The sequence below is a fragment of the Brachybacterium sp. GCM10030267 genome (genome assembly GCF_042666875.1).
GTDB lineage: Bacteria > Actinomycetota > Actinomycetes > Actinomycetales > Dermabacteraceae > Brachybacterium.
Genome location: NZ_JBHTCX010000012.1, coordinates 144493 through 169907, shown reverse-complemented (window position 1 = coordinate 169907; position 25415 = coordinate 144493). Strand labels below are relative to the sequence as shown.

Below are 25415 nucleotides of genomic sequence, written 5' to 3'. Positions count from 1 at the left end.
CGCGGTGAGGACTTCCCGGAGGATCAGCCGCCGGTCAGCTTGGCGCGCAGAGCGGCCAGCGCCTCGTCCGAGGCGAGCGTGCCCTCATCGGTGGTCGCCGACTGGTAGGACGACGGCTGCTGCTGAGCGGCCGGAGCCGGCGACGGGCTGGAGGTGGAGGCCTGCTCCGCCGGAGCGTTCTCGGACTCCTCGTCGGCCTTGATCGCCTCGGCGACCTGTGCCTTGTGAGCGGTCCAGCGCTCGTAAGCGGCCGCGTACTGGGCCTCCCACTCCTCGCGCTGCGCCTCGTAGCCCTCGAGCCACTCGTTGGTCTCCGGGTCGAAGCCCTCGGGGTACTTGTACTCGCCGTTCTCGTCGTACTCCGCGGCCATGCCGTACAGAGCCGGGTCGAAGGTGGTGTCGTCGCCCTCGGGGTCGACCCCCTCGTTGGCCTGCTTCAGCGACAGCGAGATGCGGCGGCGCTCCAGGTCGATGTCGATGACCTTGACGAAGACGTCCTGGTCGACGGTGACGACCTGCTCGGGCAGATCCACGTGGCGCTGGGCCAGCTCGGAGATGTGCACCAGGCCCTCGATGCCGTCCTCGACGCGCACGAACGCACCGAAGGGAACCAGCTTGGTGACCTTGCCCGGGACGACCTCGCCGATGGCGTGGGTGCGGGCGAACAGCTGCCACGGGTCCTCCTGGGTCGCCTTCAGCGACAGGGAGACGCGCTCGCGGTCCATGTCCACGTCGAGAACCTCGACGCTGACCTTCTGACCGACCTCGACGACCTCGGACGGGTGGTCGATGTGCTTCCAGGACAGCTCGGAGACGTGCACCAGGCCGTCGACACCGCCGAGATCGACGAAGGCGCCGAAGTTGACGATGGAGGAGACAGCGCCCTCGCGGACCTGGCCCTTGGCCAGGGTCTGCAGGAAGTCGGAGCGGACCGCGGACTGGGTCTCCTCCAGGTAGGCGCGACGGGAGAGGACCACGTTGTTGCGGTTCTTGTCGAGCTCGATGATCTTCGCCTCGATCTCCTGGCCCACGTAGGGCTGCAGGTCGCGCACGCGGCGCATCTCCACGAGAGAGGCAGGGAGGAAGCCGCGCAGGCCGATGTCCACGATGAGGCCGCCCTTGACGACCTCGATGACGCGGCCGGTGACCACGCCCTCGTCTTCCTTGATCTGTTCGATCGTGCCCCAGGCGCGCTCGTACTGGGCGCGCTTCTTCGACAGGATCAGACGGCCTTCCTTGTCCTCCTTCTGGAGGACGAGGGCTTCGATGCCGTCTCCGACCTCGACCACCTCACCGGGGTCGACGTCGTGCTTGATGGACAGCTCGCGCGAGGGGATGACGCCCTCGGTCTTGTAGCCGATGTCCAGGAGGACCTCGTCGTGATCGACCTTCACCACGGTGCCCTCGACGATGTCGCCATCGTTGAAGTACTTGATGGTGGCATCGATGGCAGCCATGAGATCGTCGGCGCCGCCGATGTCGTTGATGGCGATCTGGGGGGTCGTGGTTTCGGTCATGTAGGTAGGAACTCCGTCGGAACAGGTATGAGTAGGGATGATGGACGTGCCGCGCCCCTGCGATCGGGGCGCATCCGCGCGCGCACCGCCCTCACGCGAGGGCGACGGACCCTGCCTCGAAGGGCACAGTCCACGCACAGACCCTCGACAGGCTACCAGCCGCGCCACCCTTGTGCGAGGGCGCGAAGCGTCCCCGCCGCCGGTGACGGTGTGAGTTGTCCCGCGTCCCGAGCGGCGGTCCCGAGCGTCAGTGCGCGGCCTCGAGCCAGTTCGCGCCGATGCCGATGCCCACCTCGAGCGGGACGGACAGCTCGAAGGCGGAGCCCATCCCCTCGGCGACCAGCTCGCGCAGCGCCACCTCCTCGCCGTGGGCGACGTCCAGGACCAGCTCGTCGTGCACCTGGAGCAGGACCCGTGAGCTCAGCTCCCGCTCGCGCAGCAGCTGGTCCACACGGAGCATGGCGAGCTTGATGATGTCCGCGGCGCTGCCCTGGATGGGCGAGTTCAGCGCGACCCGCTCGGCGTTCTCGCGGCGCTGACGGTTGTCGGAGGTGAGGTCCGGCAGGTACCGGCGCCGGCCCAGGATGGTCTCGGTGTACCCGGTCGAGCGCGCCGTCTCGACGCTCTGGCGCAGGAAGTCCCGGACCCCGCCGAACCGCTCGAAGTAGCCGTCGCGCAGCGCGGTCGCCTCGGACTGGGAGATGCGCAGCTGCCGGGCCAGCCCGAAAGCGCTGAGCCCGTAGGCGAGGCCGTAGCTGATCGCCTTGGTCTTCGAGCGCATCGCCGGGTCGACGTCCTCGGGAGCCACGTCGAACACACGGGAGGCGACGAAGCTGTGCAGGTCCTCGCCCGAGCGGAAGGCCTCGATCAGGCCGGCGTCCTCGGAGAGGTGGGCCATGATGCGCATCTCGATCTGCGAGTAGTCCGCGGTCATCAGCGCGGCGTACCCCTCGGAGGCGCGGAAGGCGGAACGGATCCGGCGGCCCTCCTCGGTACGGGTGGGGATGTTCTGCAGGTTGGGGTTGTTCGAGGAGAGCCGGCCGGTGGCGGCGATGTTCTGGTGGAAGGTGGTGTGGATGCGCCCGGCCGGGGAGATGAACCGTCGCAGCGTGTCGATGATCTGGCGCATCTTGGTCACGTCCCGATGCGCGAGCAGATCGGCGAGGAAGGGGTGCTGGGTCTTCTCGAACAGTTCCAGCAGCGTCTCCGCGTTGGTGCTGTACCCGGTCTTGGTGCGCCGCCCCTTGGGCAGGCCCAGCCGCTCGTAGAGGACCTCCTGCAGCTGCTTGGGCGAACCCAGGTTGATGTGGTCGCCGCCGATGTGCGAGTACGCCGACTCGGCGACGGCGACCTGCTTGGCCTCATGCTCCTCGTCGAGGCCTGCCAGGACGTCATCGGAGACGGCGATGCCGGTGGCCTCGACCTCTCCGATGACCCCGGCCAGCGGGAGCTCGAGGTCATCGTGCAGGGAGGCGGCTCCGCGTTCGTCGAGCTCGGCGCGCAGCAGGTGCTCCAGGCGCAGCACGGCGTCGGCCGCACGCCCCAGCTGGTCCCCGCCGGACTCCTCGGCGCCCAGGTCCAGCTCCTGCTGGGCGACGGCGGACTCGACCTGCAGGTCCTCCTGCAGGTGCCGCATCGTCAGTCCCGCGAGATCGGTCGGCCGCTGATCGGGCCGGCAGAGGAACTCGGCGATCGCGAGATCCGTGCGCCATCCGGCGACGGCGAGGCCGTGGCCGCGCAGCTGGTGGGAGACCAGCTTGGTGTCGTGGGCGGTCTTGGCGACCGCAGGATCGGCCAGCCACCGGCCGAGCGCCCCCTCGGCGGTGTCGTCGAGCTCTGCGAGATCGACGACCGCCAGCGTGTCGGCGGTGGCGAGGGCGAGCTGGCGCACCTCACCCTGGCCCAGCACCCAGCTCCCGTCGGTCGCGATCGCCGCAGCATCCGCGAAGGCCCCGTCCAGCAGGGAGATCAGTTCGCTCGAGCTCGGCCGCTGCAGCTCGGGCAGCTCGCGCTCGGGCTCCTGCGGGACCTCCTCGGCCGAGGACAGGAAGTCGGCGGGGACGTCACGGCGGATCCCCGGGCCGAAGGCGAGCTCGTCGAACACGGCGTTCAGCGCCGTGGCGTCACCGCGTCCGAGCCCGTAGTGCTCCGGATCCGCAGGCACGTCGAGGTCGGTGACAGCGGCGTTCATCAGCCGGTTGCGCTCGACGTCCTCGAGGTGGTCGCGCAGCGCCTGCCCGGCCTTGCCCTTGATCTCGTCGGCATGGGCGATGATGCCGGGCAGGTCGCCGTACTGGAGGATCCACTTCGCCGCCGTCTTGGGGCCCACGCCGGGCACACCCGGCAGATTGTCGGCGACCTCCCCCACCAGCGCCGCGAGGTCCGGGTACCGCGCCGGAGGGATCCCGTACTTCTCCTCGACCGCCTCGGGCGTCATCCGGCGCAGCTCCGTGACGCCCTTGACCGGCTGCAGCAGGGTCACGTTCTCCCCGACCAGCTGCAGGGCGTCACGGTCGCTGGAGACGATCAGCGCCTCGCCGCCCTCGGCGGCGGTGCGGGTGGCGAGCGTGGCGATGATGTCGTCGGCCTCGTAGTCCTCGACCGTCAGCCAGCGCACCCCGAGGGCATCGAGGAGCTGCATGATCAGCGGGATCTGCCCGGCGAAGTCGGGCGGGGTCTCGTCGCGGCCCGCCTTGTACTGCTCGTACATGCGATCGCGGAACGTCGCGCCGGGCAGGTCGAAGGCGACGACCACGTGGCTGGGACGCTCGGAGGCGACGACGTTGATGAGCATGCGGGCGAACCCGTACACGGCGTTGGTCGCCTGCCCGCGGCCGTCGGTGAATCCGTCGGCGGGCAACGCGAAGAACGCCCGGAACGCCATGGCATGTCCATCGATCAGCAGCAGCCGCTGACCGCTCAGATCGCTCGGGCGCTGGTCGCTCAGGTCGCTCGTACGCTGGCCTTCGAGGTCGTTCGCACTCATGGGGAGCAGTCTCCCACGTCGGCCCGACGCGCGCGCGGGTCCCGCTGTGGCAGGCTCGGTCCATGACCGACACGCCAGAGAACCACCCTGCCGGCTGCGACGGTCCGGCCGACGGTCAGGACCGGGCCGGCGTCTCCGCCCCGCTGTCCGGCGAGGACCTGCGCAGGATCGTCGAGCCCATGATCCGCGGCACGCTCATCGAACGCTGCGGCATGGAGCTGCTCAGCCTCGATGCTCGCGGCGGAACCATGACCATGCCCGTGGCCGGGAACACGCAGCCGGCGGGGCTGCTGCACGGCGGTGCCACCATCGCCCTCGCGGAGTCGGTTGCCTCGTTCGCAGGGATCCTCCGTGCCCGCGAGGTCCACGGCGACGGTGCCCAGGCCGTCGGCACCTCCGTCTCGGCGCTGCATCATCGCTCGGCGCGCGAGGGGATCGTCACGGCGACCTGCACGATCCGCCACGCCGGTCGGCAGGTGGCGAGCTACCTGGTCGACGTGCACGACGAGCGCGGCACACTGCTGAGCACCGTCACCGTCTCCACCATGCTGCTGCCGTCACGCTGACCGGGTGCCGGGGCGGGACGGGTCCGTGGTCAGGCGTCGACCTCGAAGCTGGTCGCTTCTCCGGTCTCGATCTCGTTCGCCTCGGTCCACGAGTAGGTCCGCAGGTCGCCGGTGCGCGGATCGGGACCGTCCCCCAGCTCCAGCGCCCCCATCCTGCCGACGAACGAGATCGTGGCACGGTCCCCGGCCTCCAGTGCGACGCGAAGGGTGCTGCGACAGTCGCCGTAGTCCGTGCATTCCTCGGTGCCGGTGAGCACCTGCCGGATCGAGCTGGCGATGTCGGTCCCCTGGACGGACAGGGCGTTCTGCGCGGCGAGTCCGGCGAGGATCACGGCGTCGTAGGCCTGCTGTGAGTACGCGTACCCGGTGTCCAGGAGGCCAGGGTCCACGTTGAGCATCATGTTGACGTGCTCGACGGTGAGCTCGCCGCCGGGTTCGAAACCCGTCGCCCTGGTCAGGCATTCCGGGGCGAGCTGCTCGTCGGCGTAGTCCACCGTCGCGGCCGGGGACAGTCGCGTGGGGAACTCGACGGTGGGGCGCTGACCCTCGTCCAGCGTCGCCTTGTACAGCTCGGAGAGCAGGCGACCCGCCTCCGGTCCGCCGTTGACCACCAGCAGTGCCGGCGGCGACTCCAGCACCTTCTCGACGATCTTTCCGATCGTGCCGATCTTGCCGAAGGGGTAGAAGTGCTTCGAGACGATCTTGCCGCCCTCGGGGTTGAGGAGCTGCTCCAGCTCGTGCAGCAGGCTCTGGCCCTGGGCGGTGTCCTCGGAGACGTAGGCGACGGTGCCCGGGTCCCCGCCCTTGTCGGAGGACCCCGCCCATGCTTCCTCCGCGTACAGAGCCGCGATCGCGCGGTCGTTGGGGGCCAGCCGCACCAGCATGCCGGAGCTCTGCACCTCGGCCGCGCGCACGCTCATCCCCGAGGTGAAGACGTCGATCACCGCGATGCCGGCCTCCACGAAGGCAGGGATCGCCGCGATCAGTGCGTCCTCGTCGATGGAGGTGATCACGGCGGTCACCCCGGAGTCGGCCATCGAGGTGATCACGTCGGTGAGGTCCTCGCCGACCTCCTCCATCACGTGGCGCTCGGTCATCTCGACCTCATGGCCGAACAGGCCCTTCCAACGCTCGTTGACGTCGATCATGGCCTCGTGGACGGCGATCGCGATGGTCTTCTCGAAGGCGCCGGCGCGCCCGTAGGAGACGCCGATCGAGCCCAGCACCAGCGGAACGTCGGGCTCCTCCTGCGCGGCGCCGGTGGGGGCGGTGGTGGTGGCACGGCCGCGGCCCCGGCCTCTGCGACCGTTGGTGCAGGCTGCCAGCGCGCCGGTGCCGAGGACTCCCGCCCCGAGTCCTCGCACCAGCCTGCGTCGTGAGATCACCATGCCCCCGTGCATCCCCTCCCGCTCCGGGCCCGACGGCCCCGGATCGATGTCACTCCTTGCCGGGACCGCCCAGCTGATCGATGACGGCGTCGGCGACCTCGCGCATGGTCAGGCGACGGTCCATCGAGGTCTTCTGGATCCAGCGGAAGGCCTCCGGCTCCGACAGACCCATGTTGGTCTGCAGCAGGCCCTTGGCGCGGTCCACGCGCTTGCGGGTCTCGAACCGTTCGCCGAGATCCTGGATCTCGGCCTCCAGCTGCGTGATCTGAGTGAAGCGGGAGATCGCGATCTCGATCGCCGGCAGCAGGTCGGCCGGGGTGAAGGGCTTGACGACGTAGGCCATGGCGCCGGCATCGCGGGCACGCTCGACGAGCTCGGCCTGCGAGAACGCCGTGAGCATCACGACGGGAGCGAGGTTGTCCTCACCGATGCGCTCGGCGGCGCTGACGCCGTCGGTCTGCGGCATCTTCACATCCATGATGACGACGTCGGGCCGCAGCTCACGAGCCTTGGTCACGGCGCTCTCGCCATCGCCGACCGCAGCGACCACCTCGAAACCGGCCTCGGTGAGGGTCTCGACGATGTCCATGCGGATGAGGCTCTCGTCCTCGGCCACGATGGCTGTGCGCTGGGAGCGGCCCTCCTCCTGCTCGGGGAGGTCCTGGGTGTCGTCGGGAAGGGAAGCGGTGTCGTCGTTCATGTCGCCCTATGTGTCGGGAGGGCCCGGCCGCGGGTGTCGGCACCCGGGCGGCCAAGGCCGGTGGTCATCAGCGGTATCCTAGTCCAGCCCTACTCCACGGGGGGCGAGCCGGGTTGGCGGAATGGTAGACGCGGCGCACTCAAAATGCGCTGTCCGCGAGGGCGTGCGGGTTCGAGTCCCGCACCCGGCACGCAGTACCGGCGTCGCACATCTCACGTGCGTGCCGCACCGGGAGACGGCGCCCGCCGGCCATGCAGGCCGGCGGGCGCCGTCTCGTCGGAGTGGGTCCGGATCAGGTCTGCGGCCCGGCGGCGATGCGGTCGGCCTCGATACGAGCGGACTCGGTGCCGTCGAGGTCGCCGATGCGGTGGACCCGGAGGGTGTTGGTGGAGCCGTGGACCCCGGGAGGCGACCCGGCCGCGATGATGACCAGATCGTTCTTCTGCAGGCCCTTGTGCTCGCGCAGCAGCTCGTCGACGACGCTGACCATCGCGTCGGAATCCTTCTGCATCGGCACCAGGTGCGCCTCGATGCCCCAGGTCAGGGACAGCTGGCGGGCGACCTCGGGGTACGGGGTCATCGCCAGCAGAGGGATCGTGGGACGCAGGCGGGACAGGCGCCGCGCGGTGTCGCCGGACTCGGTGAAGGTCACCAGGTACTGCGCCGAGAGCTGGTCACCGATCTCGGCGGCCGCGCGGGTGATCGCTCCGCCGCGGGTATGCGGGATGGTGCCCAGCGGGAGGATGCGGTCTGCGCCGTTCTCCTCGGTGTTGGTGACGATGCGGGCCATCGTGCGGACCGCCTCGAAGGGATAGGCGCCGACGCTGGTCTCGCCCGAGAGCATCACCGCGTCCGCGCCGTCGAGGATGGCGTTGGCGCAGTCGGAGGCCTCGGCGCGGGTGGGGCGCGGGCTCGTGATCATCGACTCCAACACCTGGGTGGCGACGATCACCGGCTTGGCGTTGCGGCGGGCGAGCTCGATGGCGCGCTTCTGGACCAGCGGGACCTGCTCCAGCGGCAGCTCGACGCCGAGGTCGCCGCGGGCGACCATGATGCCGTCGAAGGCACCGACGATGGAGCGCAGCGCGCGCACGGCCTGCGGCTTCTCGATCTTCGCGACGACGGGGACGCGGCGACCCTCTTCCTGCATGATCCGCAGCACCTCGTCCATGTCGTGCGCGTCGCGCACGAAGGACAGGGCGATCACGTCGGCGCCCAGGGCCAGGCCCCAGCGCAGATCCGCGACGTCCTTCTCGCTCATCGCCGGGACGGAGACGGCCACGCCGGGCAGGTTGATGCCCTTGCTGTCGGAGACCGGGCCGGGGACCTCGACGACCGTGCTGACCTCGGTCTCGGAGACGTCGGTGACACGGACGGAGACCTTGCCGTCGTCGATCAGGAGGACATCCCCCGGGCGGCAGTCGCCCGGCAGGCCCTTGAAGGTGGTCGAGACCCGCTGCTTGGTCCCCACGATGTCCTCGGTGGTGATGACGAACTCGTCACCGACCTCGAGCTGGTGCGGGCCGTCCTCGAACTTGCCGAGACGGATCTTGGGGCCCTGCAGATCGACCAGGATGGCGACGTTGCGGCCCAGATCCTCGGCCGCCTTGCGGATGTTCGCGTAGACCTGCTCGTGATCTTCGTGGGTGCCGTGGCTGAGGTTCATCCTCGCCACGTTCATCCCCGCCTCGATCAGGGTCCGGATCTGCTCGTAGGTATTGGTCGCCGGACCGAGTGTGCAGACGATCTTCGCTTTGCGCATGTCAACCCATCTGTAGTTCTGATAAGGGCCGCGGCCCGCCGGCGAACGTCACGGACGCTCGCCGAAGGGGCCGCAGCATCGCGTGTGGGCCCAGTCTTTCACACTGTGACGGGCTTCTCTCCCGGCGCGACAGGCGCATGGAGAGAGGTGTCCCCCATCAGGTGGCTGTCGACGGCGGCGGCGCAGGAGCGCCCCTCCGCGATCGCCCACACGATGAGGCTCTGACCGCGGGCGCAGTCGCCGGCGGTGAACACGCCGGGGACGTCCGTCGCCCACTGCCCGTCGTGCGCGACGTTGCCGCGCGAGGTGAGCTCCACGCCGAGCGAGGACAGCAGCCCGTCCGTGCGCGGCCCGGTGAAGCCCATGGCCACCAGCACCAGCGTCGCGGGCAGCACGGTCTCGGTCCCGGGGGTGGGCAGACGCTTCCCGTCGCGGAACTGGGTGCGCGCCACCCGGAGCCCGGTGACGGCCCCGTTCTCGTCGGTCTCGAAGCCGGTGGTCGAGGCGAGGTACGAACGCTCACCCCCCTCCTCGTGGGCGGTGGAGACCTCGTACAGCACCGGGTGCGTCGGCCAGGGCTGGTTCTCGTCGCGCTCGCTGGGGGGCTGAGTGCCGATGGCAAGGGTGGTCACCGACTTCGCGCCCTGGCGCAGGGCGGTGCCGAGGCAGTCCGCGCCGGTGTCGCCGCCGCCGATGATCACCACGTCCTTGCCCTCGGCGGTGATCTGGCCCTCCAGCTCGTCGCCGGCCACCCGGCGGTTGGCCTGGGTCAGGTACTCCATGGCCGGATGGATGCCCGCGGCGTCACGTCCGGGAACGTCCAGCTGCCGCGGCGTGCTCGCACCGGTGGCCAGCACCACGGCGTCGAACCGGGAGCGCAGCTTCTCGACGGAGAGGGCGCCGGGGCCCTCGCCGCCGACGTCGACACCGGTGCGGAACCGCGTGCCCTCGGCGCGCATCTGCTCGAGCCGGCGGTCGATGTGGCGCTTCTCCAGCTTGAACTCGGGGATGCCGTAGCGCAGCAGGCCGCCGATGCGGTCATCGCGCTCGAAGACGACCACCGAGTGGCCGGCACGGGTCAGCTGCTGCGCGGCGGCGAGGCCGGCCGGACCGGATCCGACGACGGCCACGGCGCGGCCGGTCTGACGGGACGGCTCGACGGGCTCGACCCAGCCCTCCTCGAAGGCGCGGTCGATGATCGAGACCTCGACGTTCTTGATGGTCACCGGCGGCTGGTTGATGCCCAGCACACAGCTGGACTCGCACGGCGCCGGGCAGGCGCGGCCGGTGAACTCCGGGAAGTTGTTGGTCGCGTGCAGGCGCTCGATCGCCTCGTGCCAGTCGTCGCGGTAGACCAGGTCGTTCCACTCCGGGATCAGGTTGCCCAGCGGGCAGCCCTGGTGGCAGAAGGGGATGCCGCAGTTCATGCAGCGCCCGGCCTGTCGGGAGACGACGTTCAGCGTGCCCTTCTCGCGGGCCTCGTACACCTCGCGCCAGTCCATGAGCCGCACCGGGACCGGCCGAGGGGCGGGCAGCTCGCGGTCGCGATACCGCAGGAATCCTCGGGGATCAGCCATGAGTGCTCTCCATGATCTCGTTCCAGACGTCGTTCGAATCGGGGTCGACCCCTTGGGCCAGCGCGTCCTCGCGGATCGAGGTGATGCGCAGGAAGGCGCGGGGGGCGACCTCGGTGAGCCGGCTCATCAGCTCGTCCTCGTCGGCCAGCAGGGCGGCCGCACGGTCGGAGCCGGTGCGCCGGGCGTGCTCGGAGACCGCCTCCAGGACGAAGGCCCGGTGCTCCTCGCGCACGGGCGTGATCTCGAAGGTGGCGGCGTCCTTGGGGTTCAGGGAGGCCGTATCGAGATCGAGGACGAACAGCGTGCCCCCGCTCATGCCGGCGCCCAGGTTGCGTCCCGTCGGGCCCAGGATCACCACGGCACCACCGGTCATGTACTCCGCGCCGTGGTCGCCGATGCCCTCGACGACCAGGGTGGCCCCGGAGTTGCGCACGCCGAACCGCTCCCCTGCGGAGCCGGCCAGCAGCAGTCTGCCGCTGGTGGCCCCGTAGGCGCAGGTGTTGCCCGCGATCGGGGCGGAGGTCAGCGAGGGGGCGGAGCCGGCGCCGTGGCCGATGGCGATCACACCGCCGGAGAGCCCCTTGCCGACGTAGTCGTTGGCGTCGCCCCGCAGCTGGAGGGAGATGCCGGCCGGGAGGAAGGCGCCGAAGGACTGCCCGCCGGTGCCCTCGAGATCGAGCACGACGGAGTCCTCGGCCAGACCCTCGCCCCCGGTGCGCCGGGTGACTTCGTGGCCCAGGAGCGTGCCCGTGCTGCGCTGGACGTTGCTGATGGTGTCGGTGATGTGCACCGAGGCCAGCCGTCCCTCGATGACCTCGGCGGCCTGTTCGATCCAGGGGTGGTCCGCCGCCCGTTCCAGCTGGTGGTCCTGGTCGCGCCGGCGCCGGGGGAAGTCGCCCTCGTGGATGACGGGGGCGGCGAGGATCGCCTCGAGATCGAGACCCTCGCGCTTGGCCGCACCCAGCACCGAGCGGCTCATCGTGTCGTCGCGCAGACCCAGCAGGTCGGTGCGACCGATCGCCTCGTCCAGAGAGCGCAGACCCAGTGCGGCGAGGTGCTTGCGGACCTGCTCGGCGACGAACTGGAAGAACGTCACCACGTGCTCGGCCTGGCCGGTGTAGCGCGCACGCAGCTCGGGGTTCTGGGTGGCCACGCCCACCGGGCAGGTGTCCAGGTGGCACACGCGCATCATCACGCAGCCGGAGACGACCAGCGGAGCGGACGCGAAGCCGTACTCCTCGGCGCCCAGCAGGGCGGCGATGATCACGTCGCGTCCGGTCTTCATCTGCCCGTCGACCTGCACCGTGATGCGGTCGCGCAGGCCGTTCAGCAGCAGGGTCTGCTGCGTCTCGGCCAGGCCCAGCTCCCAGGGGGTGCCGGCGTGCTTGAGCGAGTTCAGCGGGCTGGCCCCCGTGCCGCCGTCGTGGCCGGAGATCAGCACCACGTCGGCGTGCGCCTTGGACACGCCGGTCGCGACCGTGCCGACCCCGAAGCGGGAGACCAGCTTGACGTGGACGCGGGCGGCGGGGTTCGCCGACTTGGCGTCGTGGATCAGCTGGGCGAGATCCTCGATCGAGTAGATGTCGTGGTGCGGCGGCGGGGAGATCAGGCCGATGCCGGGGGTGGAGTGGCGGGTCCGTGCGATCCACGGGTAGACCTTCTCCGGGGGCAGCTGGCCGCCCTCGCCGGGCTTCGCACCCTGGGCGATCTTGATCTGGATGTCCCGCGCGAACGTCAGGTACTGGCTGGTCACGCCGAAGCGGCCGGAGGCGATCTGCTTGATCGCGCTGCGCCGCTCAGGATCGTGCAGACGCTCCGTGTCCTCGCCGCCCTCACCGCTGTTGGACATGCCGCCCAGACGGTTCATCGCGATGGCGAGCGTCTCGTGGGCCTCCTGCGAGATGGACCCGTAGCTCATCGCGCCGGTCATGAAGCGGCGGGTGATCGACTCGACCGGCTCGACCTCCTCGATCGGCACCGGCGACTGGTCCTCCGTGCGCAGCTTCAGCAGCCCGCGGATGGTCATCAGACGTTCGTGCTGGTCGTCGACCTCGTCCGTGTAGCGACGGAACTCGTCGTACTGACGGGTGCGCGCCGAGTGCTGCAGGCGGAAGACGGCCTCGGGCGTGAACAGGTGCGGCTCGCCCTCGCGGCGCCACTGGTACTCGCCGCCGACGGGCAGGCTCCGGTGAGCCTGGTGGACGCCGTCGACCGGGTAGGCCAGGGCGTGGCGGGCCGCGTTCTCCTGGGCGATGACGTCGAGGTCGATGCCGCCGATGCGGGAGATGGTGCCCGGGAAGTAGGTGTCCACCAGGTCCTGGGAGAGGCCGACGGCCTCGAAGATCTGCGCGCCGCGGTACGAGGCCACCGTGGCGATTCCCATCTTCGACATGATCTTCAGGACGCCCTTGCCGAGGGCGACGATGAGGTTGCGCACCGCCTGCTCGGGGGCGACGTCGCTGACCACGCCGCGCTCGACGAGCTCCTCGACGCTCTCCATCGCGAGGTAGGGGTTGATGGCGCTGGCGCCGTAGCCGATCAGCAGGGCGGCGTGGTGGACCTCGCGGACGTCGCCGGCCTCGACCATCAGGGCCGCGGCGGTACGGCGGCCCGTGCGCACCAGATGGTGCTGGACGGCGCTGGTCAGCAGCAGCGAGGGGATCGGCGCGAGCACCTGGTTCGCATCACGGTCCGAGAGCACCAGGAAGGTGGCGCCGTCGTCGATCGCGGCGACCGCTTCGTCACAGATCTCCTGCAGACGCTTCTCGAGCGCCTCGGTGCCGCCCGCGACCGGGTACAGGCCCCGCAGGCGCACGGTGCGGAAGTCCGCGGTCGCCGGGTTGGCGTCGACCGCCACGATCTTGGCGAGCTCGTCGTTGTCGATGATGGGGAAGTCCAGCGCCAGCTGGCGAGCGTGCTGCGGGGTGGCGTCGAGCAGGTTCCGCGCCTGGCCGATGGCCACGCCCAGCGAGGTCACGATCTCCTCGCGCAGGGAGTCCAGCGGAGGGTTGGTGACCTGGGCGAACATCTGGGTGAAGTAGTCGAACAGCAGCCTCGGGCGATCCGAGAGCACCGCGATCGGGGTGTCGGTGCCCATCGCACCGAGCGGCTCCGCGCCCTTGGCGGCCATCGGGGCGAGCAGGATCCTCAGCTCCTCCTCGGTGTACCCGAACGTCTGCTGACGCCGGACCACGGAGGAGCGGGTGTGGGTGATGTGCTCGCGGGAGGGCAGCTCGGACAGATTCACCTTCTGCTCGCGCACCCAGGTCCCGTACGGGTGCTCGGTGGCGATGCGGTGCTTGAGCTCCTGGCTGGGCACGATCTCGCCCTCGGCGACGTCCACCAGGAAGATCTCGCCCGGCGCGACGCGCCCGGTGCGCACCAGGGAGGAGCGCGGGACGTCCAGCAGCCCGGTCTCCGAGCCCAGGATCACCAGGTCGTCGTCGGTGACCCAGTACCGCAAGGGGCGCAGCCCGTTGCGGTCCAGGCGCGCACCGACCTGCGTGCCATCGGTGAAGACGACCGAGGCCGGGCCGTCCCACGGCTCCTGCAGGGCGGCGTGGAACTCGTAGAAGGCCCGCAGGTCCGGGTCCATCGAGTCGTCGTTCTCCCACGGCTCGGGGATCAGCATCATCAGCGCGTGCGGGAGCGAGCGGCCCGAGAGGTTCAGCAGCTCGAGGGTCTCGTCCAGGCTCGCCGAGTCCGACGCCCCGGGCGTGCTGACCGGCAGCAGCCGCGCGAAGTCCTCGCCGAACACGTCGGTGCGCATGCTGCCCTCGGCGGCGCGCAGCCGGTTGCGGTTGCCGATCACCGTGTTGATCTCGCCGTTGTGGGCCAGGGTCCGGAAGGGATGGGCCAGCGGCCAGGCCGGGAACGTGTTGGTCGAGAACCGGGAGTGGACGATCGCCAGCTCGGCCTCGAACCGCGGGTCGTGCAGGTCCGGGTAGAACTGCTCGAGCTGGGCCGGGGTGAGCATGCCCTTGTAGACCATCACGCGCGTGGACAGCGAGGGGAAGTAGGCGCGGGTGGTGTGCTCGACCCGGCGGCGCACCGCGAAGGCGGCGCGCTCGAGCTCGATACCGGTGCGCTGACCGGCCGCGTCGGCGACGAAGACCTGCACGAAGTCGGGGCGGACGGCCTCGGCGGAGGGCCCGACGAGGCCGTCGGTGGTGGGCACCTCGCGCTGGCCGAGGACTCGCAGGCCCTCCTCGGCGCAGATCGACTCGAGGGCCTCGAACGCCTCGCGGCGGCCCTCCTCGTCGCGGGGGACGAAGGCGATGCCGGCGGCGTAGGAGCCCAGCGGCGGCAGCTCGAGGCCGCTGACCTCGCGCAGGAACGAATCCGGCAGCTGGACCATGATTCCGGCGCCGTCACCGGTGGCCTCCTCGGCACCGACGGCTCCGCGGTGCTCGAGGTTGCGCAGCGCCGTCAGGGCGTGCTCGACGATGTCGTGGCCGGGGCGGCCGCGGAGGGTGGCGATCATCGCCACGCCGCACGAGTCGCCCTCGCTCTCGGGGCGGTAGAGGCCCTGCGAGGCGGGGAAGCGGGAGAAGCGGGTATCGAGGGGGTGCATACGAGCCCTTCCAGGTGGGCGGCCGGTGACGGCTCGCCGGTGGTCGACGGGTGCCCGGTCCGGGCCACGGTCCTCAAGCGCGTCTGTGGCGTCCGGTGTCCGTGGGGCCCTCCGGGTCCCGGGGGGAGGATTCTTCGTCGGCGGCGGGAGGAGTCCCGGATCTGTCGGGCTCGTCCTCGTCGTCGGGGTCCTCGTCCTCGGCGGGGGCGGGTACGACGAACGATCCGTCGGCCGCGACGACCTCGCCGCCGCGCCGGCGTTGTCGCACGGTGAGGATCACGAAGGCGAGTAGGGCGACCAGAACCATGATGATAGCGACCAGGGTGTGGATGCGCAGCGGCCCGATCATCAGGACGGGCTCGCTGCGGATGGCGTCGATCCAGGCGCGGCCGGTCGAGTAGATCCCGGCGTAGGCCCAGAACACGCGGCCGCCGCCCAGCTCGAAGCGGCGCGCCAGGGCCAGCAGCACCACGACACCGACGAGGTTCCACAGCTGCTCGTACAGGAAGGTCGGGTGGTACGTGCCGGGCTCACAGCCGGGGATCGTGGTGCCGTTGGTGACGCACGTGACGTCCCACGCCCACCAGGTGTCCAGGGGCGGGCCGTAGAGCTCCTGGTTGAACCAGTTGCCGAACCGGCCGATGGCCTGCGCGACCATCAGGGTGGGGGCGATGGTGTCGGCCAGGGCCGTGAACGAGACCTGCTTCATCCGGGCCATGAAGTATGCCGCGATCGCGCCGCCGGCCACGCCGCCGTAGATCGCCAGGCCGCCCTGCCAGATGTAGAGCACGGCGATGGGGTTCCCGCCCTCCCCGAAGAACGGGGCCGGGGAGGTCAGCACGTGCCAGATGCGGGCGCCGATGATCCCGGCGATGATCGCGACGAACACGATGTCGAAGAGGTCGTCGCCGTCGCCGCCGCGCGCGACCCAGCGCTTGGTGGCCCACCACAGGGCCACCCCCATCCCGAGCAGGATGCAGATCGCGTAGAAGTGCACCGTGAGCGGGCCGAGGGAGAGCGAGGAGATGGGCGAACTGGGGATCATGTCCGGGCTCTCCTCACTGTGGTGCGGGACGGCTGGGCGGTGCGGGACGACGGGGCGGCGGACTCGCCGGGCGACGGGCCCGCCCCGCTGGGGCCGGCCCGAGAGCGGACCGGGCGGCCCCTGTGGATGCTGCGCCGACGGGGTGGTGCCGTGCGGGTCCTTCGGGCCGGTACTACGAGGCGGTGCGAGCGCGCTCCACTCCGGCGCGCAGATCGTCGGCCACGGCTGCGAGGGCGGTGCGGGTCGCAGGGGCGTCGCCCGCGTTGTCCAGCAGCGTGCGCACGAAGGCGGAGCCGACGATCACTCCATCAGCGTACGCGCCGACCTGCGCGGCCTGCTCACCGTTCGAGACGCCGAGACCGACGCAGACGTTGCGGGCGCCGGCCGCGCGGGTGCGCGCCACCAGGTCCTCGGTGGCCGCCGACACGCTCGCGCGGGTCCCGGTGACGCCCATCGTGCTCGCCGCGTAGACGAAGCCCGTTGTGTGGGAGACCACATGGGCGAGGCGGTCCGGCGGCGAGCTGGGTGCGACCAGGAACACGCGGTCCACGCCGTGCTCCTCGCTCGCGGCGATCCAGTCGGCGCCCTCATCGGGGATCAGGTCGGGGGTGATGACTCCGGCCCCGCCGGCCGCGGCGAGGTCGCGCGCGAAGGCGGCGGGCCCGTAGGCGAGGACCGGGTTCCAGTAGGACATGACGAGGATGGCGGCTCCGCGGCCCGAGAGCGCCTCGACGGCCTCGAGCACGTGACGGGTGCGCACTCCACCGGCCAGGGCGGCCGAGGCCGCCTGCTGGATCACCGGTCCGTCCATGACCGGGTCCGAGTACGGAAGGCCCAGCTCGATCATGTCGGCTCCGTGATCGATGAGCACCCGGGCGGCGTCGATGGACTGCTCGACGTCGGGATACCCGACGGGCAGGTAGCCGATGAGTGCAGAGCGGTTCTCGCTGCGGGCGATGTCCAGGGCGTCGCCCGCGCGCACGCGGGCGGTCTCGGTGGCGCTCATCGGGACACCCCTCCCTCGGCACCGGCAGGGCCGGTGGCGTCTCCGGCGGTGGTGCGGGCGCGGGCGCGGAGGCTCTCGAGGTCGGCGCGGGCGGGGTCCTCGCCCACCAGGCCGAACCAGCGGGAGGCGGTGTCGACGTCCTTGTCCCCCCGACCGGAGAGGCTGACCAGGATGACGGCCTCCTCCCCCAGCTCCCGGCCCAGTTCGAGGGCTCCGGCCAGTGCGTGGGCGGATTCGATCGCGGGCATGATGCCCTCGGTCATGGACAGCAGGGCGAAGGCGTCCATGGCGGGGCCGTCGTCGATGGCCCGGTACTCGGCACGGCCGATGTCCGCGAGCCAGGCGTGCTCGGGACCCACGCTGGGGTAGTCCAGCCCGGCGGAGACCGAGTGCGAGGGAATGGTCTGGCCGTCCTGGTCCTGCATCACGAAGCTGCGGGCCCCGTGGAGCACCCCGGCGGACCCTCCGGAGATGGTCGAGGAGTGCCGACCCGAGTCGATGCCGTCTCCTCCGGCCTCGCAGCCGATCAGCCGGACGACGGGGTCCACGTCGTCGAGGAACGCGTGGAAGATGCCCATCGCGTTCGAGCCGCCGCCGACGCAGGCGACCACCGCGTCGGGCAGGCGGCCCACCCGCTCGAGGGTCTGGGAGCGCGCCTCCTCGCCGATGATGCGATGGAAGTCGCGGACCATCACCGGGAAGGGGTGCGGTCCGGCGACGGTGCCCAGGAGGTAGTGGGTGCTCTCGACGTTGGCGACCCAGTCGCGGAACGCTTCGTTGATGGCGTCCTTGAGGGTGCGGGAGCCTTGGCTGACCGGGACCACGTCGGCCCCGAGCAGGCGCATCCTGGCGACGTTCAGCGCCTGCCGCTCGGTGTCCTCCTCGCCCATGTAGATCGTGCAGTCCAGGCCGAACAGGGCCGCTGCGGTGGCGGTGGCGACGCCGTGCTGGCCGGCGCCGGTCTCCGCGATGACCCGGGACTTGCCCATGCGCTTGGTCAGCAGTGCCTGGCCGAGGACGTTGTTGATCTTGTGGCTGCCGGTGTGGTTGAGGTCCTCGCGCTTGAGCAGGATCCGGGCGCCGCCGGCGAGCTGGGAGAAGCGCGGCACCTCGGACAGCAGCGAGGGCCGGCCGGTGTACTCCGCTGCCAGGCGCTGCAGCTCGACCGCGAACTCCGGGTCCACGACGGCCTTCTCGTAGGTCTCGGTGAGCTCGTCGAGGGCCGGGACCAGGGCTTCGGGCAGGAATCGACCGCCGAAGTCCCCGAAGTAGGGGCCGGACTCGGAGCGCAGCTGCCCGGCGGGACGCTGCATATCGGTGCGGACCTGGCCATCGGGCGGGACGGGCTGGGGATGCGGGGCGCTCATGCGCGGGCTCCTTCCGGGGCGGTGCGACCGCGACGTGCGACCTGGCGGAACGCGGTGACGGCGGCGGCAGGATCACCGGCGGTGACCAGTGCCTCGCCGACCAGCACGGCGTCTGCTCCGGCCGCGGCATAGGCCTCGACGTCCTGGACGGAGGCCACGGCCGATTCCCCGATGGCCAGCGGTCCGGCCGGGATCCTGCGCAGCAGGTCACCGGCACGGTCGGGGTGCACGTCGAGGGTCTTGAGGTCGCGGGCGTTGACGCCGAGGAGGTCGGCATCCAGGGCGAGGGCACGGTCGAGCTCGTCGGCGGTGTGGGCCTCGATCAGGGCCTGCATCCCCAGCTCGGCCGTGAGCTCGGCGAGGTCGCGCAGCAGTGAATCCTCCAGCGCCGCCACGATCAGCAGGACCAGGTCGGCGCCATGGGCGCGCGCTTCCAGCACCTGGTACGGATCGACGATGAAGTCCTTGCGCAGCACGGGGACGTCGACGCGGGCACGCACGGCGTCGAGGTCCTCCAGGGATCCGCGGAAGCGGCGGGGCTCGGTCAGGACGCTGATCGCGCTCGCACCGCTGTCGGCGTAGATCGCGGCGAGGTCGGCAGGAGCGGGGATCTCTGCGAGTGCGCCCTTGGAGGGGCTGGCACGCTTGACCTCGGCGATGAGGCCCATGGTGGTGCCGTCCCCGCGCAGGGCGGCGCGGGCGTCGCGGGCCGGGGCGGCGTCACGGGCGAGCTGCTCGAGCTCGGTGGCGGGCGTCGCCGCGCGTCGGGGCTCGAGGTCCTCTCGCACCCCGGCGATGATGTCGTCGAGCACGGTGCCGGTGGGGGTCACGGGTGCCTCCTGCAGCGGTCTGGGGCGGGATCGCCGGTGGTGCGATCGGGACGGGGGTCGGTGCTCAGGCGCCGACGAAGGAGATCGGGGCGAGGAACCAGAAGGCGGGGATGTTCCGCAGCACGGTGAACAGGGCCACCAGGGCGCCCAGCAGGATCATCACGCGGTTCGAGGGCAGCATGCCGATCGGCCTGCCCCGTGCCCGTCGTACGGTCCACAGGGCGAGCCCCGCGGCCACGGCCGGCAGGGCGAGGATGATCAGCGCATTGCTGCGCAGAGCGAGCAGCAGGTTCCCCTCCAGCAGCGCGTGGACGGCACGGATCGCCCCGCACCCGGGGCAGTCCAGCCCGGTCAGGGTGTGGACGATGCACAGGGGCACGTTCGTGCGGAAGGGGTCGAAGGTGGCCTGGACCGTGAGAGCGACGAGGAGCCCGCCGGCCACGATCCCCAGGGGCAGCAGGGTCCTGCGGAGTCCGCCGGCGGGGGCGTCCGGCACGGCGTGGCCGTGCTGGTCCCGCGCCGCCGAGGTCATCTCGAGTCGTTCTGGACGAGTTCCGGCTTGGGCTGGCCGAGACCGGCGAGCGACATGACGATGCCCGCGATGATCGCGAGCGCCATCACGCCGATGCCGATCCACACCAGAAGCATCATGGCCAGGATCATTCCCGCGGCCACGATGGCCGAGCCGAAGACCACGCCCATGGTCAGCGTCCAGGCGGCCGCGGTCTTGCCCTCGTTGTGGGGCGGGTGCGGCGGCACGGCGTAGGTCTTGGTCATGGTCCTTCTCCGGTAGGGGGCCCTGTCGAGGCTATTGTGCCACGTCATGGCGCCACGGACGGGGCGGCGTCCGGCACTGTCGCTCAGGTGTCGGAGACCGGGTGATCACGGTCACCGAGCTGCTGCCCGGAGGCGCGGCGCTGCGCGCCGTCGCCCGGTTCGCGATCGGGGCCCGGCTCGGCACGGGCGTCGACGTCCGCACTGGGATCCTCGCCCCGGGTCAGGGCGTCCCAGGCCGCGGCAGGGTCCTCTGCCGGGTCCGCCGTGACGGTGACGGCGGCGCTGCGGTACCGCGTGCCGACGGGCCAGGTCCGGCCCGCCACGAGGACAATCAGACCGGTCGCGGCCACGGCCAGGGCGGGCAGGAGCGTGAGCAGAGGCCAGGCGGTGGCCTGGGCCTGCACCTGGGAGCCGAGGACGCCGGTGGCGCCGGCGACCGCGGAGCCGGAGGCCGAGATCGGATCCGCGCTCACCATGACCGCCGAATATCCGCCGGCCAGTCCCGCGGCGAGCAGCACGGGGCCGGTCACGAAGCGCACCCAGGTCGAGGACAGGGTGGTCGCCAGCGCCGCGGCGACCGCGACGATCGCCACGGCGAGCACGGCGGGAGCGGCGTCGGTGCCCTTGACGGCCACGTCCTGCGTGGTGCCGGCGAGGTCCGGCGCCGAGGCCTGCACCCAGGTCATCCGGGTGGCACCGGCCAGCAGGGCCGAGGCGAGCAGGCCGGCCAGCACGGTCATCCGCCGGCTCGGGGTGCGCCGCGATCGCGCGGGCCCGGCCGGGGCCAGGTCGGACGTCGGCTCTTGCGGAGGGTCCTCGGGGCGGGAGGTGCTCATGCGGACCGCAGCGTATCGGCCGAGGCGACGGCGCGCAGGGCCGCGGCCGCCTTCGACTGGGTCTCGCGGTGCTCCATGGTGGGGTCGGAGTCGGCGACCACTCCCCCGCCGGCCTGGACGTGCGCGGTGCCGTCCTTGAGCACGGCGGTGCGGATGGCGATGGCCATGTCCATGTCCCCGGCGAAGTCGATGTATCCGACGGTGCCGCCGTACACGCCGCGCCGGACCGGCTCGAGCCGGTCGATGATCCGCATGGCCGCCGGCTTCGGGGCCCCCGAGAGAGTCCCGGCCGGGAACGTGGCCCGCAGCGCGTCGTAGGCCAGGGCGTCGTCACGGATGCGCCCGGTGACGGTGGAGACGATGTGCTGGATGTGGGAGAAGCGCTGGATGTGCATGAAGTCGCGCACCACCACGGTGCCGGGATCGCAGAACTTCTGGAGATCGTTGCGGGCGAGGTCGACGAGCATGAGGTGCTCGGAGCGCTCCTTGGCATCGGCCAGCAGCTCCTGGGCGAGGCGCTCGTCCTCCTCCGGGCCCGCGCCGCGCGGGCGGGAGCCGGCGATGGGGTGCGTGGTGGCGGTCCTGCCGCGCACGGTGACCAGCGACTCGGGACTCGCGCCCACCACGTCGATGGGCTCCCCGCTCGCATCGACGGTGCGCAGGAGATACATGTAGGGGCTGGGGTTCATCCGCCGCAGCACCCGGTACACGTCCAGCGGGTCCGCCGCCACCGGCAGGGAGAAGCGCTGCGAGGGCACCACCTGGAAGATCTCGCCGTCGATGATGTCGCGGACGGCGTCCTGCACGGCCCGCTCGTACTCGAGCTGCGCGGTGCGCGCCTTCGGCTCGAGGTCGCGAACGGTCTCGTAGACCATCGCGCCGGTGCTCACCGGGGTGCGCAGGCGCTCCCGCATCGCCTCCAGGCGCGCGAGCGCGTCATCGTAGGCGGCATCGACCCCGTCGGCCGTGGCGTCGAGGTTCAGCGCGTTGGCGACCAGCACCACCGTGGAGTCGTGGTCGTCGTGGACGACCACGTCCTGGGCGAGGAGCATCGAGAGATCCGGCAGGCCCACCTCGTCGGGCGGGGAGGCCTCGAGCTTCTCCCAGTGACGCACCGCGTCGTAGGCGAGATAGCCGACCATGCCGCCGGAGAAGGGAGGCAGGTGCGGCTGGCGGGCGGCGCGGAAGGCGCTGGTGACGGCGCGCAGCGCCTCCACGGGGCTGCCGGTGGTGGGCACGCCGGCCGGGACGTCGCCGATCCAGTGGGCGCTGCCCTCGCGTTCGGTCAGCACGGCGCGGGCGCGGGTGCCGATGATCGACCAGCGTGAGGCCTCGCCCTCCCCCGCGGACTCCAGGAGGAAGGTGCCGCGGCCGTCGCCGTCCGCCGTCAGACGGCGGTACAGCGAGACCGGGGTGTCCTCGTCGGCCAGCAGCCGCATGCTCACGGGGACCACCCGCTGGCGGGCGGCCAGGGCGCGGAAGGTCTCGCGGTCGGGGTGGATCACGCCGAGGGCGTCGCCCTCGCGCCCCGCGACCAGCTCCGGGTACGCCTCGGAGGGGTCGGCGGCAGCGGCATCCGGCGCGGTCGGGTGCTCCGGGTTCATGCGTGCCGCTCCGCGGGCGAGAGGGAGAGGGCGCCCAGGTCCCCGCCGTCGAAGCAGGTCTCGGTGCCGCGGTGGCAGGCCGCGCCGACCTGGTCGACCTGGACCAGCAGCGTGTCGCCGTCGCAGTCCAGTGCCACGGAGCGGACCCATTGCACGTGCCCGCTGGTGTCACCCTTGCGCCAGTACTCCCCGCGGGAGCGCGACCAGTAGGTGGCCCGCCCGCTGGTCAGGGTGCGGTGCAGGGCCTCGTCGTCCATCCAGCCGACCATCAGTACGCGCTGGTCGGCGGCGTCCTGGACCACGGCGGTGAGCAGTCCGCGCTCGTCGTGCTTGAGGCGGGCGGCGAGCTCCGGGTCGAGGCCCGCGGCAGAGGTCGGGTCAGGCGTGGTCACAGGGCGTTCTCCAGCTCCTCGGCTCGATCGGTGCGTTCCCAGGTGAACTCCGGCAGCTCGCGGCCGAAATGGCCGTGGACCGAGGTCAGTGCGTAGATCGGGCGCAGCAGGTCGAGGGCGTCGATGAGGGCGGCCGGCCGCAGGTCGAAGACCTTGCGGACCGCCGCCGCGATCTGGTGGGCAGGGGCGTGGCCGGTGCCGAAGGTCTCGACGTACAGGCCGACGGGTTCGGCGACGCCGATGGCGTAGGCCACCTGGACCTCGCAGCGATCGGCGAGCCCGGCGGCGACGATGTTCTTGGCCACCCAGCGCATCGCGTAGGCACCGGAGCGGTCCACCTTCGAGGGGTCCTTCCCGGAGAAGGCGCCACCACCGTGGCGGGCCATGCCGCCGTAGGTGTCCACGATGATCTTGCGACCGGTCAGCCCGGCATCGCCCTTGGGCCCGCCCAGGACGAAGCGCCCGGAGGGATTGATGTGGACGGCGACGTCGGAGACGTCCAGCCCCAGTCCCGCGAGATCCTCCAGCACGGGCGCGATCACCACGCGCGAAATCGCCGGGGCCAGCTGGCCCTCCAGGTCGACCTCCTCGCTGTGCTGGGTCGAGACCACGATCGCCTCGACGCTGCGGGCCACGCCCTGCTCGTCGTACCCGATGGAGACCTGGGTCTTGCCGTCGGGACGGAGGTAGGGCAGGACCTCATCGCGGCGGGCGACGGAGAGATGGCGCACCAGGCGGTGGGCGGCGTGGATCGGCAGCGGCATCAGCTCGGGGGTGTCGTTGCAGGCGTAGCCGAACATGAGGCCCTGGTCACCGGCGCCGAGCCGTGCGAAGGCGCCGCCGGTCCCTGCGCCGTCCCGGCTCTCGACGGAGTTGTCGACGCCGGCGGCGATATCCGGGGACTGCGCGCCGATGGAGACCTCGATGCCGCACGAGTCCGCGTCGAACCCCTTGATGGAGGAGTCGTAGCCGATGTCCCGGATCACGTTGCGCACGATGGTGGCGACGTCGCTGTAGCCGGTGGTGCGGACCTCTCCGGCGACGTGGACGAGGCCGGTGGTCACCATCGTCTCGACGGCGACGCGGGCGCTCGCGTCCTGGGACAGCAGATCATCGAGGATGGCGTCGGAGATCTGGTCGCAGATCTTGTCGGGATGACCTTCGGTGACCGATTCGGAGGTGAAGGTGCGCAGCTCGCTGGAGGTCATGGGGTCCAGGATACGTCGGCGAACCGACCGGCCAGCTCGTCGAGGACCGCGTGGGCGACGGCGATCTTGCTGCCCGCGCTCTCCGCGATCTCCTCGCCCCGGCCGTCGAGGATCCGTACCGCGTTGTCCGCGCCGCCGAAGACGTCACCGCTGACGTCGTTGAACACGAGCAGGTCGGCTCCCTTGCGGCGCGCTTTCTCGCGGGCGAGCTCGAGGGAGCTGCGCCCCTCTCCCCCGGTCTCCGCGGCGAAGCCGATGATGACGGGGCGGGCTTCCTGCCCGCGTCGCTGCACGCTGGTGCGCAGGATGTCCTCGGTGCGGCGGAGGGCGAGGGCGGGCACGGAGTCCTCGTCGCCGTCGTCCTTCTTGATCTTCGACTCGGAGCGGTCGGCGGCGGTGAAGTCGGCGACGGCGGCCGCCATGATCAGCGCATCGACCTCGCTGCTGTGCTCGGCGATCACTGCGGCGAGCTCTGCGGCGCTGCCGGCGTCGAGGCGCCGTGCCCCGGGGGGCGTCTCGAGCTCGACGTTGGCGGCGGCCAGGCGCACGGTCGCGCCGCGGACCAGGGCGGCGTGGGCCAGTGCCCACCCCTGCCGGCCCGAGGAGTGGTTGGCGAGGAAACGCACCGGGTCCAGCGGCTCACGGGTGCCGCCGGCACTGATCAGGAGCTGGCGACCGGCGAGGTCGCGGCGCACAGCCCCGTGCGCATCCCGCGGAGCGGCGATCGCCGCGTGGGCGGCCTCCAGCAGTGCGTCGGGTTCGGGAAGGCGGCCGGGACCGGAATCCGGTCCCGTGAGACGGCCCACCGCGGGCTCGAGCACACTGACTCCCCGCTCACGGAGCACCTGCACGTTCTCGCGGGTCGAGGGGTGCTCCCACATCTCGGTGTGCATTGCGGGAGCGACCAGCACCGGGGCACGAGTGACCAGCAGTGATGCGGTCAGGAGGTCGTCGGCGCGACCGATCCGCAGCCGTGCCAGGAGGTCGGCAGTGGCGGGAGCGATCACCACCAGATCAGCGTCCTGGCCGACGCGGACATGGGCGACCTCGTCGACGTCCTCGAAGACGGAGGTGCGCACCGGGTGGTGGCTCAGGGCCTCCCAGGTGGCGGCTCCGACGAACTCGAGCGAGGAGGCGGTGGGCAGCACGCGGACGTCGGCCCCGGCAGCAACAAGACCGCGCACCAGGTGCGCGGTCTTGTACGCGGCGATCCCGCCGCCGACGCCCACGAGCACGCGAGCACCCTCGAGGGTGCGCACCACGCTGCTCATCGGATCTCCC

General features: G+C 71.4%; 19 protein-coding genes and 1 tRNA gene. 2 read left to right on the top strand and 18 right to left on the bottom strand.

All coding sequences use genetic code 11. The features are described from left to right. Nucleotides 1-23: 23 nt before the first annotated feature. Together rpsA and polA are read right to left on the bottom strand one after the other, a co-directional pair. Nucleotides 24-1517: a 30S ribosomal protein S1 gene (rpsA, locus tag ACFQS2_RS11870; RefSeq protein ID WP_377017208.1), complete on the bottom strand. Its 1494-nt coding sequence runs from the start codon at nucleotides 1515-1517 to the stop codon at nucleotides 24-26. Between the two features lie 247 nt (nucleotides 1518-1764). Beyond that, complete coding sequence (gene polA / locus ACFQS2_RS11865; RefSeq protein WP_377793885.1) at nucleotides 1765-4503, bottom strand: DNA polymerase I; 2739 nt, start codon at nucleotides 4501-4503, stop codon at nucleotides 1765-1767. Nucleotides 4504-4565: 62 nt separating this feature from the next. Between polA and ACFQS2_RS11860 the strand changes: the two genes are divergently transcribed. Then, entirely contained in the window at nucleotides 4566-5069 is a 504-nt protein-coding gene (locus ACFQS2_RS11860; protein ID WP_377017212.1) for a PaaI family thioesterase, read from the top strand. A 29-nt stretch (nucleotides 5070-5098) separates the two neighbouring features. On the opposite strand, the gene ACFQS2_RS11855 is transcribed toward ACFQS2_RS11860, so the two are convergent. Together ACFQS2_RS11855 and ACFQS2_RS11850 are read right to left on the bottom strand one after the other, a co-directional pair. After that, the gene (locus tag ACFQS2_RS11855) at nucleotides 5099-6457 is read right to left on the bottom strand and encodes an ABC transporter substrate-binding protein (RefSeq protein ID WP_377793884.1); all 1359 of its coding nucleotides are present in this window, start codon (nucleotides 6455-6457) and stop codon (nucleotides 5099-5101) included. Nucleotides 6458-6506: 49 nt separating this feature from the next. Next, on the bottom strand, nucleotides 6507-7157 hold the full coding sequence (locus tag ACFQS2_RS11850; protein WP_377017216.1) for an ANTAR domain-containing response regulator: 651 nt from the start codon (nucleotides 7155-7157) through the stop codon (nucleotides 6507-6509). Nucleotides 7158-7264: 107 nt separating this feature from the next. Between ACFQS2_RS11850 and ACFQS2_RS11845 the strand changes: the two genes are divergently transcribed. Further along, nucleotides 7265-7347 (top strand) — tRNA-Leu (locus tag ACFQS2_RS11845). Nucleotides 7348-7449: 102 nt separating this feature from the next. Here ACFQS2_RS11845 and pyk read toward each other — a convergent pair. The 14 genes from pyk to coaBC form a co-directional block, all read right to left on the bottom strand. Beyond that, nucleotides 7450-8919, bottom strand: a complete 1470-nt coding sequence (pyk, locus tag ACFQS2_RS11840; RefSeq protein ID WP_377017218.1) for a pyruvate kinase — start codon at nucleotides 8917-8919, stop codon at nucleotides 7450-7452. A gap of 98 nt (nucleotides 8920-9017) precedes the next feature. Further along, complete coding sequence (locus tag ACFQS2_RS11835; protein ID WP_377017220.1) at nucleotides 9018-10496, bottom strand: glutamate synthase subunit beta; 1479 nt, start codon at nucleotides 10494-10496, stop codon at nucleotides 9018-9020. After that, nucleotides 10489-15069, bottom strand: coding sequence for a glutamate synthase large subunit (gene gltB / locus ACFQS2_RS11830; RefSeq protein ID WP_377793883.1), 4581 nt, complete (start codon nucleotides 15067-15069; stop codon nucleotides 10489-10491). Before gltB ends, ACFQS2_RS11835 begins: the two co-directional genes overlap by 8 nt. Nucleotides 15070-15142: 73 nt before the next feature. Then, nucleotides 15143-16114 (bottom strand): prolipoprotein diacylglyceryl transferase, encoded by a 972-nt coding sequence (lgt, locus tag ACFQS2_RS11825; RefSeq protein WP_377017224.1) that lies wholly within the window; start codon nucleotides 16112-16114, stop codon nucleotides 15143-15145. Between the two features lie 172 nt (nucleotides 16115-16286). Beyond that, on the bottom strand, nucleotides 16287-17120 hold the full coding sequence (gene trpA, locus ACFQS2_RS11820; RefSeq protein ID WP_377017226.1) for a tryptophan synthase subunit alpha: 834 nt from the start codon (nucleotides 17118-17120) through the stop codon (nucleotides 16287-16289). Next, a complete protein-coding gene (gene trpB / locus ACFQS2_RS11815; RefSeq protein ID WP_377017286.1) occupies nucleotides 17117-18433 on the bottom strand; it encodes a tryptophan synthase subunit beta in 1317 nt (438 codons plus the stop codon). The genes trpA and trpB overlap by 4 nt, the downstream gene beginning before the upstream one ends. Nucleotides 18434-18483: 50 nt before the next feature. Then, the gene (gene trpC, locus ACFQS2_RS11810) at nucleotides 18484-19317 is read right to left on the bottom strand and encodes an indole-3-glycerol phosphate synthase TrpC (protein ID WP_377793882.1); all 834 of its coding nucleotides are present in this window, start codon (nucleotides 19315-19317) and stop codon (nucleotides 18484-18486) included. Between the two features lie 64 nt (nucleotides 19318-19381). After that, the gene (locus tag ACFQS2_RS11805) at nucleotides 19382-19849 is read right to left on the bottom strand and encodes a DUF2752 domain-containing protein (RefSeq protein WP_377793881.1); all 468 of its coding nucleotides are present in this window, start codon (nucleotides 19847-19849) and stop codon (nucleotides 19382-19384) included. Then, the gene (locus ACFQS2_RS11800) at nucleotides 19846-20094 is read right to left on the bottom strand and encodes an HGxxPAAW family protein (RefSeq protein WP_377017232.1); all 249 of its coding nucleotides are present in this window, start codon (nucleotides 20092-20094) and stop codon (nucleotides 19846-19848) included. Before ACFQS2_RS11800 ends, ACFQS2_RS11805 begins: the two co-directional genes overlap by 4 nt. An 83-nt stretch (nucleotides 20095-20177) precedes the next feature. Continuing rightward, a complete protein-coding gene (locus ACFQS2_RS11795) occupies nucleotides 20178-20930 on the bottom strand; it encodes a Trp biosynthesis-associated membrane protein (protein ID WP_377793880.1) in 753 nt (250 codons plus the stop codon). Continuing rightward, nucleotides 20927-22534 carry an anthranilate synthase component I gene (locus tag ACFQS2_RS11790; RefSeq protein ID WP_377793879.1) on the bottom strand — a complete coding sequence of 536 codons (1608 nt, stop codon included), beginning with the start codon at nucleotides 22532-22534 and terminating at the stop codon, nucleotides 20927-20929. Before ACFQS2_RS11790 ends, ACFQS2_RS11795 begins: the two co-directional genes overlap by 4 nt. Further along, nucleotides 22531-22926: a phosphoribosyl-AMP cyclohydrolase gene (gene hisI, locus ACFQS2_RS11785; RefSeq protein ID WP_377793878.1), complete on the bottom strand. Its 396-nt coding sequence runs from the start codon at nucleotides 22924-22926 to the stop codon at nucleotides 22531-22533. Before hisI ends, ACFQS2_RS11790 begins: the two co-directional genes overlap by 4 nt. After that, nucleotides 22923-24134 (bottom strand): methionine adenosyltransferase, encoded by a 1212-nt coding sequence (gene metK, locus ACFQS2_RS11780; protein ID WP_377017240.1) that lies wholly within the window; start codon nucleotides 24132-24134, stop codon nucleotides 22923-22925. Before metK ends, hisI begins: the two co-directional genes overlap by 4 nt. Further along, nucleotides 24131-25405 (bottom strand): bifunctional phosphopantothenoylcysteine decarboxylase/phosphopantothenate--cysteine ligase CoaBC, encoded by a 1275-nt coding sequence (coaBC, locus tag ACFQS2_RS11775; RefSeq protein ID WP_377793877.1) that lies wholly within the window; start codon nucleotides 25403-25405, stop codon nucleotides 24131-24133. Before coaBC ends, metK begins: the two co-directional genes overlap by 4 nt. Nucleotides 25406-25415 lie beyond the last annotated feature (10 nt).